Source organism: Emticicia sp. GW821-FHT11C11 (genome assembly GCF_058808615.1).
The window spans coordinates 680329-697879 of the sequence record NZ_JBXARV010000002.1 but is presented as its reverse complement, the minus strand read 5'-3'; the positions used below and the strand labels follow the sequence as shown (position 1 = coordinate 697879).

Annotated in this window: 14 protein-coding genes; 7 read left to right on the top strand and 7 right to left on the bottom strand. The window is 42.1% G+C overall.

Annotation, left to right across the window (positions count from 1 at the left end; all coding sequences use genetic code 11):
• Positions 1-15 precede the first annotated feature (15 nt).
• Positions 16-648, bottom strand: coding sequence for a peroxiredoxin (locus AC1RRY_RS12885; RefSeq protein ID WP_492820172.1), 633 nt, complete (start codon positions 646-648; stop codon positions 16-18).
• Positions 649-1158: 510 nt separating this feature from the next.
• Between AC1RRY_RS12885 and metG the strand changes: the two genes are divergently transcribed.
• The 3 genes from metG to AC1RRY_RS12870 all read left to right on the top strand — a co-directional run bounded on the left by metG (position 1159) and on the right by AC1RRY_RS12870 (position 3888).
• Positions 1159-3186 (top strand): methionine--tRNA ligase, encoded by a 2028-nt coding sequence (gene metG, locus AC1RRY_RS12880; RefSeq protein WP_492820174.1) that lies wholly within the window; start codon positions 1159-1161, stop codon positions 3184-3186.
• A gap of 112 nt (positions 3187-3298) precedes the next feature.
• Entirely contained in the window at positions 3299-3526 is a 228-nt protein-coding gene (locus AC1RRY_RS12875) for a DUF433 domain-containing protein (protein ID WP_492820176.1), read from the top strand.
• A complete protein-coding gene (locus tag AC1RRY_RS12870; RefSeq protein WP_492820178.1) occupies positions 3523-3888 on the top strand; it encodes a DUF5615 family PIN-like protein in 366 nt (121 codons plus the stop codon). Before AC1RRY_RS12875 ends, AC1RRY_RS12870 begins: the two co-directional genes overlap by 4 nt.
• 5 nt (positions 3889-3893) lie before the next feature.
• Here AC1RRY_RS12870 and gcvT read toward each other — a convergent pair whose 3' ends face one another.
• The 3 genes from gcvT to AC1RRY_RS12855 all read right to left on the bottom strand — a co-directional run bounded on the left by gcvT (position 3894) and on the right by AC1RRY_RS12855 (position 7612).
• On the bottom strand, positions 3894-4997 hold the full coding sequence (gene gcvT / locus AC1RRY_RS12865) for a glycine cleavage system aminomethyltransferase GcvT (protein WP_492820180.1): 1104 nt from the start codon (positions 4995-4997) through the stop codon (positions 3894-3896).
• Between the two features lie 126 nt (positions 4998-5123).
• Positions 5124-6518 (bottom strand): hypothetical protein, encoded by a 1395-nt coding sequence (locus tag AC1RRY_RS12860; RefSeq protein WP_492820182.1) that lies wholly within the window; start codon positions 6516-6518, stop codon positions 5124-5126.
• Between the two features lie 32 nt (positions 6519-6550).
• Positions 6551-7612, bottom strand: a complete 1062-nt coding sequence (locus tag AC1RRY_RS12855; RefSeq protein ID WP_492820184.1) for a hypothetical protein — start codon at positions 7610-7612, stop codon at positions 6551-6553.
• A gap of 356 nt (positions 7613-7968) precedes the next feature.
• Between AC1RRY_RS12855 and AC1RRY_RS12850 the strand changes: the two genes are divergently transcribed.
• On the top strand, positions 7969-9237 hold the full coding sequence (locus AC1RRY_RS12850; RefSeq protein WP_492820186.1) for a 3-deoxy-D-manno-octulosonic acid transferase: 1269 nt from the start codon (positions 7969-7971) through the stop codon (positions 9235-9237).
• Positions 9238-9255: 18 nt separating this feature from the next.
• Here the strand turns inward: AC1RRY_RS12850 and AC1RRY_RS12845 are convergent, their stop codons facing one another.
• From AC1RRY_RS12845 to argB, 3 genes are read right to left on the bottom strand one after another with little or no spacing between them, the layout of a single operon-like run.
• Complete coding sequence (locus tag AC1RRY_RS12845) at positions 9256-9699, bottom strand: DMT family transporter (protein ID WP_492820188.1); 444 nt, start codon at positions 9697-9699, stop codon at positions 9256-9258.
• Positions 9700-9731: 32 nt separating this feature from the next.
• The gene (locus tag AC1RRY_RS12840) at positions 9732-10811 is read right to left on the bottom strand and encodes a M20 family metallo-hydrolase (protein WP_492820190.1); all 1080 of its coding nucleotides are present in this window, start codon (positions 10809-10811) and stop codon (positions 9732-9734) included.
• 32 nt (positions 10812-10843) lie between these two features.
• Positions 10844-11632, bottom strand: coding sequence for an acetylglutamate kinase (argB, locus tag AC1RRY_RS12835; RefSeq protein WP_492820191.1), 789 nt, complete (start codon positions 11630-11632; stop codon positions 10844-10846).
• A gap of 82 nt (positions 11633-11714) precedes the next feature.
• On the opposite strand from argB, the gene AC1RRY_RS12830 reads away from it, so the two are divergent.
• The 3 genes from AC1RRY_RS12830 (at position 11715) to AC1RRY_RS12820 (ending at position 17504) form a co-directional block, all read left to right on the top strand.
• Positions 11715-12851, top strand: coding sequence for a trans-sulfuration enzyme family protein (locus AC1RRY_RS12830; protein ID WP_492820193.1), 1137 nt, complete (start codon positions 11715-11717; stop codon positions 12849-12851).
• A gap of 162 nt (positions 12852-13013) precedes the next feature.
• A complete protein-coding gene (locus AC1RRY_RS12825; protein ID WP_492820195.1) occupies positions 13014-14606 on the top strand; it encodes a S8 family peptidase in 1593 nt (530 codons plus the stop codon).
• Between the two features lie 162 nt (positions 14607-14768).
• On the top strand, positions 14769-17504 hold the full coding sequence (locus AC1RRY_RS12820; protein WP_492820197.1) for a family 78 glycoside hydrolase catalytic domain: 2736 nt from the start codon (positions 14769-14771) through the stop codon (positions 17502-17504).
• Positions 17505-17551: the final 47 nt, after the last annotated feature.

The window sequence follows — 17551 nt, the reverse complement described above, 5'->3', positions numbered from 1 at the left end:
AGTTGTGAGTGTTTCTTAGTTTTGAGAGAAATAACCTACTACACCTGCATTGGTTGCTACCATAGCGGTGTCTCCTTCTTCCCAGTTTGCAGGACAAACCTCGCCGTATTTTTCAACGTGCAATTGCGCATCCAACAGACGAAGATACTCGTCGATATTGCGGCCAAGTGGAATATCATTGATAGATTCATGACGAACAATACCCTCTTTATCAATCAGGAATGTACCGCGGAAAGCTACCGGATTACCCACAAATGACCATGTTCTGGTTTCGTTGTTGAATACATACTCACCACCTAAAACTCCGCTGTTTAATGCAACAACTTTAGATGTATCGGCAATGATAGGATAAGTAATGCCCTGTATACCAGCTTGGTCTTTCGGAGTGTTTAACCAGGCAAGGTGGGTTTCTTCGGTATCAGTTGAGCAGCCCACTATTACAGCGCCTCTTTTCTCGAACTCAGAAAGTTTCTCCTGAAACGCATGTAGCTCAGTAGGGCATACGAAAGTGAAATCTTTCGGATAAAAGAATAAGATTACATAATTTTTGCCCAGATATTGGTCTAAGCTGAAATCTTCTACGATTTCTTCACCATTAATTACGGCAGCTGCCGATATGCGTGGATATTTTTTACCTACAAGTGACATTGTATTATTATTAGTTTATTTGATTTACTATTTAAAATCTCAACACAAAAAAATGCAAAAAAACGGTATCAGCAGGCCAATTATTTGAAACTTCTATTAAGTTCTTTTAATTGTCCAACTGTTGTGCAAAGCTATATTCTGGAGTATAAATAAAATATGATGACAGTCAGGTATGTACTAAAAATGCAATTTTTCTAGTGAATGTAATGTGTATTAAAATTGTTTTTTTAGTAGAATGAATAGTCCGGGAAAGCTGATTTCATGAAGAAAACCAGTATTATTTTGTGCCTAAAATCTTTATAATCAGTTACTAATTATAGTGGTGGGTCTGTTTGTATTCGATATATGGGGTTAATTCTGCTTAGTATATCATAGGCAATTGGCTTAGACCACCATTTTTTTAGGGTAGTCCGTCTTAAAAATCATTTAATCACCTAACTTTGCGAACTTATTTTTATCATGAGCGATTTTAGTTTTGTTTGAGTACTTATTCGCGCAATACCTTTACCTATGCAAAAATACACTGTCACAGCAGCGCTGATTTATGCCAACGGCCCCATTCATATCGGGCATCTGGCGGGTTGTTATATCCCTGCTGATATTTATGTGCGTTATCTTCGTTCTACCGGGGCCGACGTAGCCTTTATCAGTGGTACCGATGAGCACGGCGTGCCTATTACCGTTAAAGCCAAAAAAGAAGGTAAAACGCCGCAACAGGTGGTAGATTTCTACTACGGGCAAATCAAAAAGTCTTTTTCAGATTTCGGGATTTCGTTCGATACCTATTCTCGTACTTCGAACAAAACACACCATGAGCTGTCGCAGGAGATTTTCACTACCTTATATGATAAAGGCTATTTCGATGAAGATGTAAGCGAGCAATATTATGATGAAGTAGCGCAGCAGTTTCTGGCTGACAGATACATTGTAGGCGAATGCCCGGTTTGTGCCAACCCCAATGCCTATGGCGACCAATGTGAACGTTGCGGTTCTACGCTTTCACCAACCGAATTAAAGAATCCGCATTCAACGCTTTCAGGCTCAAAACCTGTCATGAGGTCGACCAAAAACTGGTATCTACCGCTCGACCGCATGCAGCCAGATATTGAAAAATATGTAAACAGCCACACCGAGTGGAAAACCAATGTTTTTGGGCAGTGCCAGTCGTGGTTGAAAGAGGGTCTGAAACCCCGCGCCATGACCCGTGATCTGGACTGGGGTATTAAAGTGCCTTTACCTGATACCGATGGTAAGGTATTGTATGTATGGTTTGATGCACCTATCGGATATATCACCTTTACCAAAGAATGGGCTGACCACAACGGTAAAGACTGGAAAGACTATTGGAAAAACAAAGACACCAAACTGGTACACTTCATAGGTAAAGATAATATCGTTTTCCATTGTATCATTTTCCCGGCTATGCTGATGGCCGAGGGAAGTTATATTTTGCCGGATAACGTACCCGCCAATGAGTTCATGAATCTGGAGGGTGACAAAATCTCTACTTCAAGAAACTGGGCGGTGTGGTTACATGAATATCTGGAGGAATTCCCCGATAAACAGGATGTATTGCGTTATGTGTTATCGGCAAATGCTCCTGAGACCAAAGACAGTGAGTTTACCTGGAAAGACTACCAGACCCGGAATAACAGTGAACTGGTAGGGATTTTCGGTAATTTTGTGAACCGCGCCTTGGTGCTTACGCACAAAAACTTTAATGGAATTGTACCTGCCAGAGGAGAGTTGAAAGAGATAGATACCAAAGCGCTGGAAGATTTAAACAACCTGCCCAATGCTATAGGTGCGGCAATTGCCGGATACAAATTCCGTGAGGCTTTGAGTCTGGTAATGGATTTGGCACGGGTTGGTAACAAGTATCTGGCTGAAACCGAACCTTGGAAAGAAAAAGATCCTGAAAGAGTAGGTACCATTATGAACATAGCCTTGCAGATTACTGCAAGGCTTGCCATTGTAAGTGAGCCTTTTTTACCTTTCACGGCTAATAAAATATTTAGTATGCTGAATATTGACGCCCGGAAATGGGATTCTGCAGGTAATGCAGATATATTATCAGCAGGTCATCAACTGAATCCTACTGAGTTATTGTTTACCAAGATTGAAGACAGTGTAGTAGAGAAACAAGTGCAGAAATTGTTAGATACGAAGAAAATGAACGAGTTAGAGAATAAAAAAATACCGGAACTGAAACCGACTATTCAGTATGATGATTTCTCGAAACTGGATATTCGCGTAGGTACTATTCTGGAAGCAGAGAAAGTAGCCAAGAGTGATAAACTATTGAAGTTTCTGGTTGATGATGGCTTTGAGAAACGGACCATTCTGAGTGGTATTGCCAAGCATTTCACGCCGGAAGAAATGATAGGTAAACAGGTAACGTTTCTTGCTAACCTGGCCCCTCGTAAAATGATGGGAATAGAATCGAACGGAATGATTCTGATGGCTGAAGACCGCGACGGAAGTTTGGCACTCTTACAACCGCATAAGGCAGTCTGGAACGGTGGGCCGGTGAGTTAAAGGAATTGTAATATAATATTTGAGATGGGAATGCGTGTGAACACATTCCCATTTTTATTAATTTTTAAATGCGAAAATCGTTATATTTGTAAAAGAAACGAAACAATTGTGTATGAATCTGAATCGAATCACTTTTGACCCCAATGTTATGGGAGGCAAGCCCTGTATTCGCGGTATGCGGGTTACAGTAGGAACAATTATAGGTTTAATAGCCTCCGGACGTTCAAATAATGAAATCATAGAGGCATATCCTTACTTAGAAATGGAAGATTTACGTCAGGCACTTTCTTATGCAGCTTGGCGCGCAGAAGAGGTGGATATCCCGGTAGTATTTTCATGAAAATATTAATTGACATGAATCTATCTCCCCGTTGGGTTGAATTCTTCTTGAAGAATGATATTGAGGCAACTCATTGGATTATGGTTGGGAAACCTAACGATGCAGATAAAGTTATATTCCAATTTGCTTCTAGCAATAACTACACTGTCTTTACGAATGACCTAGATTTCGGAGCAATTTTAGCAGCTACGCAAACAAAATCTCCCAGTGTTTTTCAATTGAGGAGTCAGGATTTACTCCCTGATACAATAGGTGAAATGGTTATCAAATGTCTGAATCAATACAAAAATTATATTGAAGAAGGGAGTCTCATAACTTTTGACATTAATAAAGTCAGAGTCAGAATACTCCCTTTAAAATAGCCGTTTCACACTCCCGGTTTCACAAATGGAGTTTTAGCAACTACTGCTTTCAACAGCTTATCTCTTACTTTAATAAATACTTCGGTTCCGGCTTTTGAGAACTCAACAGGTACATAACCCATCGCAATACCTTTCTGCAAAGTTGGCGACATCGTTCCCGAAGTAATTTCTCCCAGTTTATTACCATCGGCATCACAGATTTCGTAATGTGAGCGAGGGATCCCCCTGTCAATCATTTCAATTCCAACTAGTTTCCGTTTCAGACCGTTGGCTTTTTGTGCTTGCAGATTAGCTGAATTAACAAAGTTTTTGTTGAATTTGGTTACCCAGCCTAAACCTGCTTCCAGCGGAGAAGTAGTATCTGTAATATCATTGCCGTAAAGACAATAGCCCATTTCCAGTCGCAGGGTGTCTCTTGCTCCTAAGCCAATAGGTTTAATATCAAACTCGGCACCTGCTTCAAATATGGCGTTCCAAAGTGCTTCTGCGTCTTTGTTATCTACGTATAATTCAAAACCACCTGCACCCGTGTAGCCTGTTGCAGATATCAACACAGGCTCAATACCTGCAACAGTACCAGATTTGAACGTATAATAATCCATAGACGCTAAGTCTAAATCGGTCAGTTTCTGTAATGTATCAATAGCCTTTGGTCCTTGCACAGCAAACAGACAGGTGGAATCTGACAGATTCTTCATCGGTACGTTATCTGTATTATGGCTCTGAATCCAGTCCCAGTCCTTTTCAATATTTGCGGCATTTACTACCAGATAATACCAGTCTTCCGTCAGTCTGTAAACCAGCAAATCATCTACTGCGCCACCTTGTCTGTTTGGCAGGTAACTGTATTGTACCTTACCGTCAAACAAGGTTGAAGCATCATTCGCCGAAACTCGTTGGATAAGGTCAAGGGCTTTATCTCCGGTCAACATGAATTCTCCCATATGAGACACATCAAACACGCCCACACCATTGCGCACGCAGTTGTGTTCTTCAATATCAGACGAATACCTGACAGGCATTAGAAAGCCGGCAAATGGCACCATTTTCCCACCAATTTTTTCGTGCAGATCGCTCAGAGGGATTTTCTTTATTTCTGTTGATTCCATGTAATTTAAGATGTGATAGTTTTGGCGACAAAAATAGACAAAATATCGGTTTATGAGGGTATCAAATAAAAAAAGTAGAAGCATGAATCATCATGCTTCTACTCGATATGGCTGCTGAACTAAACCTTAGTTCGGATTTTGATTCTGGTTAAATTGCTCGGTAATTACTTTCCGAAGTGCCTGATGTGGGCGTAGACCATTGTTACGGTATACTTTCGGGCCGGAGTCAGATTTTGAATCCTGCGCATGGCGCATTTGTCGTACAGACGAACTCCTGAACTCCTCATATTCATCGTCGGTCATCTCGCCTCTGTTGGCTGTTCCTTTAGCTACACCGTCATTGAATGAGTTGATACGACGATCCTGATCGGCCAATTTCGCATGCTCAAGCATGTTTTCAATTTCAGCCAGAATCGCCTTTTTATCTTCTTTCAATTCAGCAACTTCAGGCAGAGTCACCAGGTCGTTTTCAAGAATATTCTTTTGCGCCATTTGTTCGGCCAGCGCTTTTTCAGTTTCTTTCAGTGTTTCGGTCAGTTTTACGTTCTTCTTGCGCAATCTTCTTATGGCCGGACCTGACTGCAACCATCGGTACCAGTAAGCATGCATAACCGGCAGGGCAATACCCAGACAGATAGCCCCGGCAATAGCAAATAAAATACCGCTCAAAACAAACGACATCAATGCCCAGGGGCTGTTTACCAGATCGATATTCAGTTTATCATAGGCCTTCAACTGCTCGTCCATTTTCTGAATAAGCGCCTGATTATCGGTTGGTTGTGCCGCTGAAGGGTCTAAAGGCGTGCTGTTTAATTGCATAGCCTTTATCTGTTTGTTAATTCCCTCTTTCAGTTTGTCGGTTTTATAAGCCTCATACCTGAACCACCCGAGAACAAGCATGGTACCAATTGAAAATACCAACAGAAAGCCTTGAAAGATTCCATATACCTTTTTGGTTTTTGGATTATAGTTATGCAGATACGGATGTTCTACCAGACGTTCGTAAGCAGGCTTCAAGAGGATTGACAACATGGCCAAACCGATGGCAAAAGCCCACGCTTCAAAATTATTACGGATATTAAGTGCATAAGCCACAATCTCGTGAGAGATAATCAGATCACCCGACACGAAAGCCGCCCCTGCCAACAGATACAGAATACCGGCAAACAGTGAGTATGGCGACTCATATTTTTTGTGTTTTTCTTCCAGCAAAACAATTTTCTCAGTATTGGCCTGTATTTCTTTCTGAATATAGCCAATATGTAGGGTCTGGGTGTTTGCGCCCAGCACATGTTCCTGCAGCTTATCGTAAGATGCTTTGCGTTTTTCACGATTTTCGGCAATAGCGGTATCTATTTGTGCCAGCTCTTCACGCTTATCATTAATGCGGCCCTGTAGCCATTCATGGCTTACGTGGCTAGACAGATAGCTCTCGTAAGTAGCTTTGTCGACATTCTCAACACCGGTAATGTAACCGTGCTGAAAATCTGTATTATAATAATTTTCGTTTTCTTTTTCCATGTCAGAGATAATGGCTTTTATGCATGAAGATGCTATTCCAGAATTTTCTTGATTTCTTTATTGGTCAGTTTTTCGCGGTAGCTTCTGGCCAGATTAAACTCACTTTCAAAGAGTTTTATCATCATTTCACGTTTTTCGTTCAAACGTTTCAATTCAGCCTCGGGTGCTTTCAACACATCAATAATCTGCCACTTCGCTATTCGTTTTTCATCAATTTCGTGTTTCAATTGATTCACTTCGTTTTCCCAATCGTTCGTCTTATCGGTTTTATCTCTGGCCAGTTTCAGGTTGCTTATCCATAGCCCGGCATCATTTTTAAGAAGCGTGAGGTTGCTCAGAAATAACTTACCGGCAAAAAGGAACAGAAAGAAGCTGAAAAGAAGCAGTGCCAATGCCCTTGCGGTAGACTGATGCTCCAGTGCTTGTACAAATACAAAAACGGACGCGGCTATGGGCATACCGATTTCTTCTAGGATATTTTTCCATGAAATTTCGGTTTCCTTTTCGTGGAAAAGCGACTTCGGTGTGAAAAGATTGAACATACCCGCCAGTAAGATTCCCAGTGCAATAAACTGGTGGTTCTGCGGGAAATTCGGTAGAATAGACTCATCTATCAGGTAGTAATTGCCTATGCACATAGCAGTTGACAACAAAAAGCCGGCTATGGTGCGAGGCAGGTGATGGATGAAAGCCTCCCGGTTTTCGAGCGTAACGGCCTTTTCTTTCAGCTCGTTAATTCGGGTTTCCTTTTGCTCAATGAAAAGATTCAGCTCTCCGATTTTCTCCGAGTAGTACTCAACCGTTTTCTCTAAATTGGCTGTTTTATGGGCGAAATAATTTCTTATAACCCCTATTTTTTCTTCTGCTTTTGATTCCGATAATCCGAAAATCACACCTTCGTCGCGAAGCGCATCTTCATTTTCAAGCCAGAAAGGGGCTAATGGTGCTTCTGCAGGTTGAGGTAACTCCTGAACGGGAACTTCAACAGAATTTGATACAACAGGAGGTTCATTCACAATTAAGGGAACCTCTTCAGGCTCTTCTGAGGGCTGTTCAGACAGCAGCCAGTTTTTTAAACGATTGAGCAGAGACATGGGTTAATTAGTGTTTTAATTATTTCCCCTGGGTACTTAGAAATAATAGCTTTTTTCGGAAATGATGTTAGTGAAACGTATTAATAAGACCACTGAATATCAGCGCTTATAATGCCATAATAACAATAAATTTAGAGAAATATTATGAAATTTCTTAAATAATATGTGAAGAGGGGCTTTGGTGGTGTGTAGGTGGTTGTTTTTGTGACGAAATCTGTTTTGCATTGGTTCGGCTGATAATATAAACCAGATTGAAAAGAGGTTTGGGAAACCATTGTTAATTATCTGAAAAGTGGCTTTTTAAAAGGTTTTTTGTAGGTTTGTCCTAGTTTTAGTTTTTAATTAACCCCAGCAGGATGCTCAATTTGTTTTATAATCTGTCTATATACGCCTATGTGTCTTTGCTTAGGCTGGTATCTCCGTTCAACAAAAAAGCAAAGCTTTGGGTAGAGGGCAGAAAGAATCTTTTTGATAAATTGAAGACCGATGCAGAGCGCAAGCACTGGCGATCAGGCGTTACGAGGCTGGCTTGGTTTCATTGTGCTTCATTGGGGGAGTTTGAGCAGGGCAGACCCGTAATTGAGGCATTCAGAAAAGAGCACCCTGATTATAAAATTCTGCTGACTTTCTTTTCGCCATCAGGCTATGAAATACGGAAAAACTATACAGGCGCAGACTACATTTATTACCTCCCGGCTGATACGCCCGAAAACGCAGCCAGATTTGTAGAGATTGTTAAGCCAAGCATTGCCTTTTTTGTGAAGTATGAATTCTGGAAAAACTATTTGACTCAACTGGAAAAACGCAGAATCCCTGTTATTTCATTTTCAGCCATTTTCAGACCTGACCAAATGTTTTTTAAATTTTATGGCGGATTTTACAAAGAGCTGCTTCATAAATTTGCCCATATTCTAGTGCAGAATCAGCAGTCGCTTGATTTACTGCAAAGCATTGGAATAGAGAATACCACGCTGGCCGGAGATACCCGTTTTGACCGTGTAAAACAGATTGTAGATAATCGGAAAGAGATTCCTGTATTTGAGAAATTTAAAAATGGTAAACAAATATTCATTGTAGGGTCGGCGTGGCAGGCAGATATAGATGTATTGATTCCGCTCATGAACGATTTAAAGGATGATACCAAATTCATTATTGCTCCTCACGAAATCCACGATGCTGAAATTGAAATATGGCGCAAGCAACTCAGTTTAAGAACCGTTTTGTTTTCAGATGCCAGAGAGATTGCAGATTTGGAATCTTACGACGTGTTGTTTATCAACAACATAGGCATGTTGTCGTCGCTCTACCAGTATGCCGAATATGCTTTTATTGGTGGGTCTTTCGGTAAAGGTTTGCATAATATACTGGAGGCAGCCACTTTTGGTATGCCGATTTTCTTTGGTAATAAAGCCTATCACAAATTTCAGGAGGCTACTGATTTGATTCAAGAAGGTGGAGCGTTTCCTATAGAGAGCACGGAAGAACTGAAATCTTTATATAGCGGGCTGAAAACCAATGAGAGCAGCAGAAAGAAAGCGGCAGCAATATGCAGTAATTATGTAATAGATAACATTGGAGCAACCCGGAAGATAATGGAAGTAGTCGGAAGCATAATTAAGCGGTAATCATGCTTCCGAGCCGTCTTAGTTTTTTACAATCATATAAACGCCAATCACAGTAACAATACCGCCCACAATTCTCCACAGTGTGATAGGATGAATTTTGTAGCCAAGCAAACCGTAGTGATCCAGAATCATAGCCGTCAGCAACTGGCCTGCCACAATCAGTGCCAGCATGTTGGCTGAACCAATTTTCTGTACAATCAGAATAACCGTTGTTACAAAAAAGGCTCCCAATATTCCGCCAATCCATTTCCACCAAACCAATGATTTAAGCGTTGACAAAGTAGGGATAGGTTCCTTGAAAAACGGCGTGATAAGTATCAGCCCAACAAGCCCTACAGAAAACGAAATAATGGCCGCAAAAACAGGATTATTAATGCCCTTGCGTAACTCGGCATTAACGCCCGACTGAACGCTGTTGGCTACTCCGCAAAGGATGGCGAAAAAGTAAAAAATGATATTCATTAATTAAAAGCACTGCTATAGGCAGTATATGTTTAGAGAATTACTTTTTCTAACATCTGGATATACAATTGAATACCCTCTTCTATCTCATTCAGGTAAATGTATTCATCGGCGGTATGTGAACGTGCCGAATCACCGGGCCCCATTTTAAGAGAAGGGCAATCCAGCAAGGCCTGATCTGATGTGGTGGGAGAGCCGTAGGTATTTCGTTCCATACTTATCCCTGCCTGCACAATGGGGTGTTCCATCGGGATACTTGAAGGACGTAAACGAATAGAACGCGGTGCTACCTCGCTGTCAATGTTTTTTCTTACTGTTTCAATAATCTCTTCCAGTGTATACTGTTCCGTTACCCGGATATCGACCGTGAACTTGCAGGTATCAGGCACTACATTGTGCTGGGTTCCTGCACCAATGATGGTGACGGTCATTTTGATTGGACCGAGGTTTTCTGATACTTTAGGAAATTGGTAAGTCTGAAACCAGTTGATATCCTGTATAGCTTTATAAATGGCGTTTTCGCCTTCATTTCTTGCTGCATGGCCAGACTTGCCGTGGGCGGTACAATCCAATACCAGAAGTCCTTTTTCTGCCACAGCCAGGTGCATCTGGGTGGGCTCACCCACAATGGCGAACGAAATTTCCGGCAGTTCCGGCGCTACTATTTCAAGCCCTTCACGCCCGGAAATCTCTTCTTCGGCAGTAGCTGCCATTATCACATTATAGGTTAAATCCTGGCGATAGTAGAAATAACAGAAAGTGGCAATTAATGATACCAGGCATCCGCCTGCATCGTTGCTGCCAAGCCCGTATAGCCTGCCGTCTTTCAATAAAGGATTAAACGGGTTCAGTGTCCATGAAGGATTAGGCTTAACGGTATCGTGGTGAGAATTAAGTAAAACAGTAGGTTTTGAGGCATCGAAGTACTTATTTCTTGACCATATATTATTTTTCATTCTACGGTAAGGAATATTTCTTTCCCTGAAAAATTCTTCAATGAGGCCCGCCGTTTCATCTTCCTGCTTACTGAAAGATTCGGTCTGAATTAAATCTTTCAGCAGTTCGATGGCATCTTTTGTCAATGTTTCAACCAGATTGGAGTTCTGAATCATATATCTTCGTAATGAATGGTAGTTCTGCAAAGTTAAAGAATAATTTGTGTTCCGCTTTGTCCTAGCGCTACTGCTTGCTGTAATTCGTCGGCATGGCAGATAATAACCTTGGTTACGCCTTTCTGCAAAGCGGCAAAGGCGTTATCCAGTTTTGGAATCATACCCGCATTAATGGCTCCCGAAGCCTTATAATCGGCATAACTGGCCGGGGTAAGAGAAGGTATCACCGAGTCGTTGTCTTCCGGGTCAGATAACACACCTTTTTTCTCAAAACAATAAATCAGATTCACTTCATAATGCGGCGCCATGGCAACCGCTACTGATGATGCCTGCGTGTCGGCATTGGTATTCAGTATATTGCCGTCTTTATCAAAAGTGAGCGGTGCAAATACAGGTGTCAGTTCGTTGTCTACAAAATTCTTAATGATTTTGTCGTTTACTTGTTCCACATCGCCCACATAACCGTAATCAATTTCTTTTACAGGGCGTTTTCTGGCAAGTATTACTCCGGCATCGGCACCTGTCAGGCCAATGGCATTGCAATGTAAAGCCTGCAGTTGCGCTACTATCTGCTTATTCACCAATCCGCCATAGACCATCGTTACCACCTCCAGCATCGGCAGGTCGGTAATGCGTCTTCCCTCTACCATTTTGGTTTCCACATCAAGCTTAACCGCTATTTTGGTGGCAATTTTACCTCCCCCATGAATCAGAATCTTAGCATCAGATAAAGCCGAGAAGTCTTTCAGGAATTTTGACAAAGCATTAGGATTGTCAATTACATTGCCGCCGATTTTTATAATGTTAAGTTTTTGCTTCATTTATTGGTTATATTTGCCGCCATCGAGGTGGTTATTGAGAAGGAGTACTACCGATAGCCGTTATTAATCCCCAAAATTACACATGAAATTAGAAACTCTAACCATACACACCGGAAATCATGGTGAACCCACCACCGGAGCAGTGACACCACCCATTATTCTTTCTACGACTTTTGAACGTGCCGACGATGGAACTTTTGTGGAAGGAAGAGATATTTATGCCCGGGCATCGAATCCCAACCGACGTATGCTGGAAGAAAAGCTGGCTGTTTTAGAAGGAGGAACCGATGCCATTGCGTTTTCGTCAGGGCAGGCAGCTACCATGAGCGTTTTTCATGCTTTGGGTACCAACAACCACGTGATTCTGCCGGATGATATCTATTATGGCACCCGCTACATGATCGAGAGCCTGTATACACACTGGGGCATGACCTGCACGCCTGTTGACATGACTGACATCAATCAGATAAAGAAAGCAATCAGGAAAAATACTAAGCTTATCTGGATTGAAACGCCCTCCAACCCGAGTTTGAAAATAACTGATATACAAGCGGTAGTGAAACTTGCTAAGACAAAAAATATACTGGTAGGTTGTGACAACACCTGGGCAACTCCCTACTTTACACGCCCGTTCGATTTTGGAGTAGACATCATCATGCACTCTACCACCAAGTATTTCGGGGGGCATTCAGATATTCTCAGTGGTTGCATTATTGTCAATGAAAACTGCCCGCCGGAATTGAAAGCCCGTATCAGGAATTTCCAGACTACAGGTGGCGTGATACCTTCCCCGTTCGACTGCTGGTTGCTTTTCCGCAGCTTATCGACTTTTGCAGTCAGAATGCCGGTGCATGCGCACAATGCCATGAAGCTGGCTACTTTCCTGGAGGCGTATCCTCAGATAGAAAAAGTAAACTATCCGGGTCTGAAATCTAACGAATACCATAAGGTTGCTAAAAAGCAAATGAAGAATGGTTTTGGCGGGATGATGTCGATACTCGTAAAAGGAGGACAAGAAGCAGCCCTAAAGTTAACCTCGAATCTGCAACTGGTAAAACATGCCACAAGTCTGGGAGGTGTAGAAACCTTGATTGAACACCGTAAATCGGCCGAAGGAGCCCATTCTGTAAGCCCTGAAAACCTGTTACGGATTTCAGTGGGTATCGAAAGCATAGACGACCTGCTTGAAGATTTCAGACAGGCGCTTGAAAAAATATAACAAAAAGATAACCCACTCAATAAAATAACCCATTATGGGTTAAATAAAATTTAAAGCAAATCGTTTATATTCGCAATTAACTTATTTTCTTCTGCCGGGCAACAACCGGTAAAGACGATATACTTTAACAGACAAATCTATTTTTAACGAAAAAATTACGCAATGAAGAAAGTACTTGTTTCAATTTTTCTCCTTTCTTTTTTTCTTCAGACTTATGCGCAACAATTAAAAACTAAACCAAACTGGCAAAATCTTGATTTCGAGAAAGACGGTGTGAGAGGTATGAGTGTTGAGCGTGCTTATGCAGAATTACTAAAGGACAGGCCGTCGAAAACCGTTCTGGTGGCTGTAATAGATGGCGGCACGGACATAAATCACGAAGATTTGAAAGACAGAATCTGGGTGAATCCCAAAGAAATCGCCGGCAACGGTAAAGACGACGATAAGAACGGGTTTATTGATGATATCAACGGTTGGGATTTTCTGGGTGGTAAAGACGGTCAGGATGTAAATCATGAGCAGGTTGAGTTAACCCGCCTGTTAAAGCAACTGAAAGATAAATTCGGAGATAAACCTTCTAAAAAGCTGATTCGTAAAAATCAGGCAGATTATGCGCTGTATCAGAAACTTCAGAAAGAATACGAAGAGAAGAAGTCGGAGGCTGAGCAATATGCCCCTTTTTACGCCCAATTGTATAAAAACTACATTGAGTCGGAGAACGTATTAAAGACCTATCTCAAGACTGACAACCTGACCCGTGAAAACATAGCCGATATCGACGAAAACAGTGCCGATCGTGGTGTGAGAGCCGCTAAGCGTACACTTGAGAAATTTATGGAGCTGGGCGCTACGGGCAGTGATATTAAAGATGCGGTGGAACACTACGAAAACGAGCTGAAGTATAATTATAACCTCGATTTTAATCCGCGTATAGTAGTGGGCGACAAGCCGGATAAATTGCAATACGGCGAATACGGCAACAACGAAGTGGTTGGCCCGGACGGTGTTCATGGTACACACGTAGCAGGTATTATAGCGGCAAACCGTAGCAACAATGTTGGTATTAGAGGTGTATGTGACGATGTGCGGATAATGGTGGTGCGTACAGTGCCCGATGGCGACGAAAGAGATAAAGACGTTGCCAATGCCATTCGTTATGCTGCTGATAACGGCGCACAAATTATTAATATGAGTTTCGGGAAACCGTATTCTCCTGAGAAAAAATGGGTAGACGATGCCGTGAAATACGCGCAGTCGAAAGGAGTATTGCTGATAGCCGCCGCTGGTAATGATAATCAGGATACAGACGTGGACATGCATTATCCTACAAATACCTATGAAAACGGCGCAAAAGCCGAAAACTGGATTTCGGTAGGAGCGTTGTCATGGAAAAGCGCACCCGATGCCGTGGCCGAGTTTAGCAATTATGGTAAAAATAACGTAGATGTATTTGCACCGGGCGTAGATATTTATTCTACTATACCGGGTTCTAAATATGAAGAAAAAAGCGGCACGAGTATGGCGGCACCGGCAACTACGGGTGTAGCAGCGCTTTTGAAATCCTATTTCCCTGATTTAACAGCCGCTCAGTTGAAAAAGATTATTCTTGAGTCAGCCGTGAGAGTGCCTGAACTAAGAGTATACAAGCCGGGGTCTAAAGAAATCGTAAAATTTGAAGATTTGTCGGTAACCGGTGGGATAGTAAACGCCTATAACGCCATAAAAATGGCAAAAGAAATGAGCAGAGCAGAATAACAAATGTGTAATATTCAGTTCGGAATCCGTAGTAATCTTTACTACGGATTTTTTATTTTATCGAATCGAAATAATAACAGGAGAGTAGATGAGTGTATTATTGTAGTTTTGATTTTATTTTGTAGAATAGTGCAAAATATTATGGATAAAATTAAATAAGCAATGAGACAAATACTTACCCTGATCATTTGTTTGATGGGCATGAGCGCATTGGCGCAAAACCTGAGTACGTATGATTTAACCTGCGAAAATCGTGTAAATCCCATTGGGCTGGACATCACCAAACCCCGTTTCACCTGGAAAATTGCCGGAACCGGCAGAAACATCCTGCAAACGGCTTATGCCATCAGGGTAGCCACCTCTGCCGATTTCTCAAAGAAAAATCTGGTGTGGGATTCAGGCAAGATAAATTCTGAAGAATCAGTCCTGCAAACCTATCAGGGTGCTCCGCTTAAATCCGGTCAGAAGTATTTCTGGCAGGTGAAAGTCTGGGATAATCAATCGCAGGAATCACCCTGGAGCACTACTGCTTACTGGCAAACAGCGCTTTTGAACCCTGTTTCTGAAATAACAGCACAATGGATTTCATCAGGTATTAAAGGCGACACTGCCTATGGCGTGGTACCACAATTCAGAAAATCATTTAATGCTTCAAAGAAGATTAAATCGGCAATGGCCTATATTACCTCTAAAGGGCTTTATGAGGCCAATATTAACGGACAAAGAGTGGGAGAGGCCTATCTAACCCCGGGTTGGACCAGCTACAACAAGCGTTTATTGTATCAGACCTACGATGTAACTAATCTGGTAAAGCAAGGCAAAAACGCCATTGGTGTTAGCCTGGCTAACGGTTGGTACAGAGGTGAATTAGGCTGGGAGAAGAAGGTCAACTTCTATGGCAAAGAAACTGCCCTGATATGCCAGATAAACATTACCTACAGTGATGGTAAAACAGAAACCATTGTTTCTGATGGTTCATGGAAAGTATCAACAGGGCCGATATTATTCTCAGAACTTTATGACGGAGAGGTGTATGATGCAAGGCTGGAAAAAGCCGGCTGGACAACCGCCGGATATGACGATAAAAACTGGCAAGCGGCCGTAGTAAAAGATTTTCCGAAAGATATTCTGTTTTCATCAAACCATGAATTGATTACTAAGCACGAGACCTTTAAGCCTGTAAAAGTTTTGAGAACCCCGAAAGGTGAGCAGGTGCTTGACTTTGGCCAGAATCTGGTAGGCTGGGTACAAATGAAAGTATCGGGCAACACAGGTGATAAAATAGTGCTTTCGCATGTGGAAGTATTGGACAAAACAGGTGGTCTGTATTTTGATAACCTGAGAAACGCGCTGGCGCAGGATACCTATATTCTGAAAGGACAGGGAGTTGAAACCTATGAGCCTCGTTTTACTTTTCACGGGTTCAGATACGTAAGAATTGAAGGGCTGAAAGAACCGCTGAACCCTGATAACTTTATGGCTGTGGCCTTGTATTCAGATATGAAACCGACAGGCAGCTTTGAGTGTTCGAATCCGCTGGTAAATCAATTGCAAAAGAATATCCAATGGGGGCAAAGAGGCAACTTTCTGGATGTGCCGACCGACTGTCCACAGCGTGATGAACGTCTGGGATGGACGGGCGATGCGGAGGTTTTTTCTCGCACGGCAGCTTTCAACTTCAATGTGAATAACTTCTTTTCTAAGTGGTTAAAAGATGTAGCTGCCGACCAGAACCCTAATGGTGCTATTCCGTTTGTGATTCCCAATGCACTGAAAGGTACTTTCTTTGATACCCCAATTGGAGCAGCGGGTTGGTCTGATGCAGGGATTATTGTGCCCTGGAACATGTATGTAGTATATGGCGACAAACGGGTAGTGGAAGATCAGTATCCGAGCATGAAAGCCTATCTGGAATATGTAAGAAAGGCCGCAAAAAATGACCTATGGAACACGGGCTTTCAGTTTGCAGACTGGCTTTCATACAGAGTTGATGATTCTAAAGGCATGATTGGTCAGAAATCAGCAGTTACAGATAACTATCTGGTAGCACAATGTTTCTTTGCCTATAATACCGAATTGATGATAAAGGCGGCCAGGCTATTGGGCAAAACAGATGATGTGAAAGATTTTGAAGCATTGTTGGAACGTGTAAAAGGAGCATTCCGCAAGGAATTTATGACTGCCGGTGGAAGATTAATCTCTGAAACTCAAACAGCTTATATTCTGGCATTGCAGTTTGATATGCTGCCTGAAGAACTACGTCAGCAGGCAGCTGGTCGTCTGGTAGATAATATCAAAAGCTATAATTATCACCTTACTACCGGGTTTTTGGGCACGCCATTTCTTACGCCCGTACTGACACGTTTCGGTAAAACGGATGTAGCTTATCGCCTATTGTTGCAAGACACATATCCATCATGGTTATATCCGATTAAAATGGGAGCAACCACTATTTGGGAAAGATGGGATTCGATGAAACCCGACAGCACATTTCAGGATCCGAGCATGACCTCATTCAACCATTACGCTTATGGTGCTGTAGGAGACTGGATGTACAGAGATGTAGCCGGAATAGATGTGGATGAAGAAGGAGCAGGGTATAAGAAAATTATCATTAAACCCCATTTGGGAGAGGGACTGACCTCTGCCAGTGCCAGGCTGAATACAAACTATGGCTTAGCCTCATCAGGCTGGAGAAAAGACGGGAAAACTACCGTTTATACTATTGAGGTTCCGGTAAATACCACGGCCACGGTCTATTTACCTACAACAAATATCCCTGATATAGAAGAAGGGGGTAAGCCGGTTTCGTCTGACATCAAAATTGCAGGTATAGAAGGCATTTATACCAAGTTGCAGGTTGGCTCTGGTAAGTATGAATTCAGGGTGAGGAATTGAGATTATTAACCAGCGTATAAAAAGTAAAGCCGAAGCGTATATGCTTC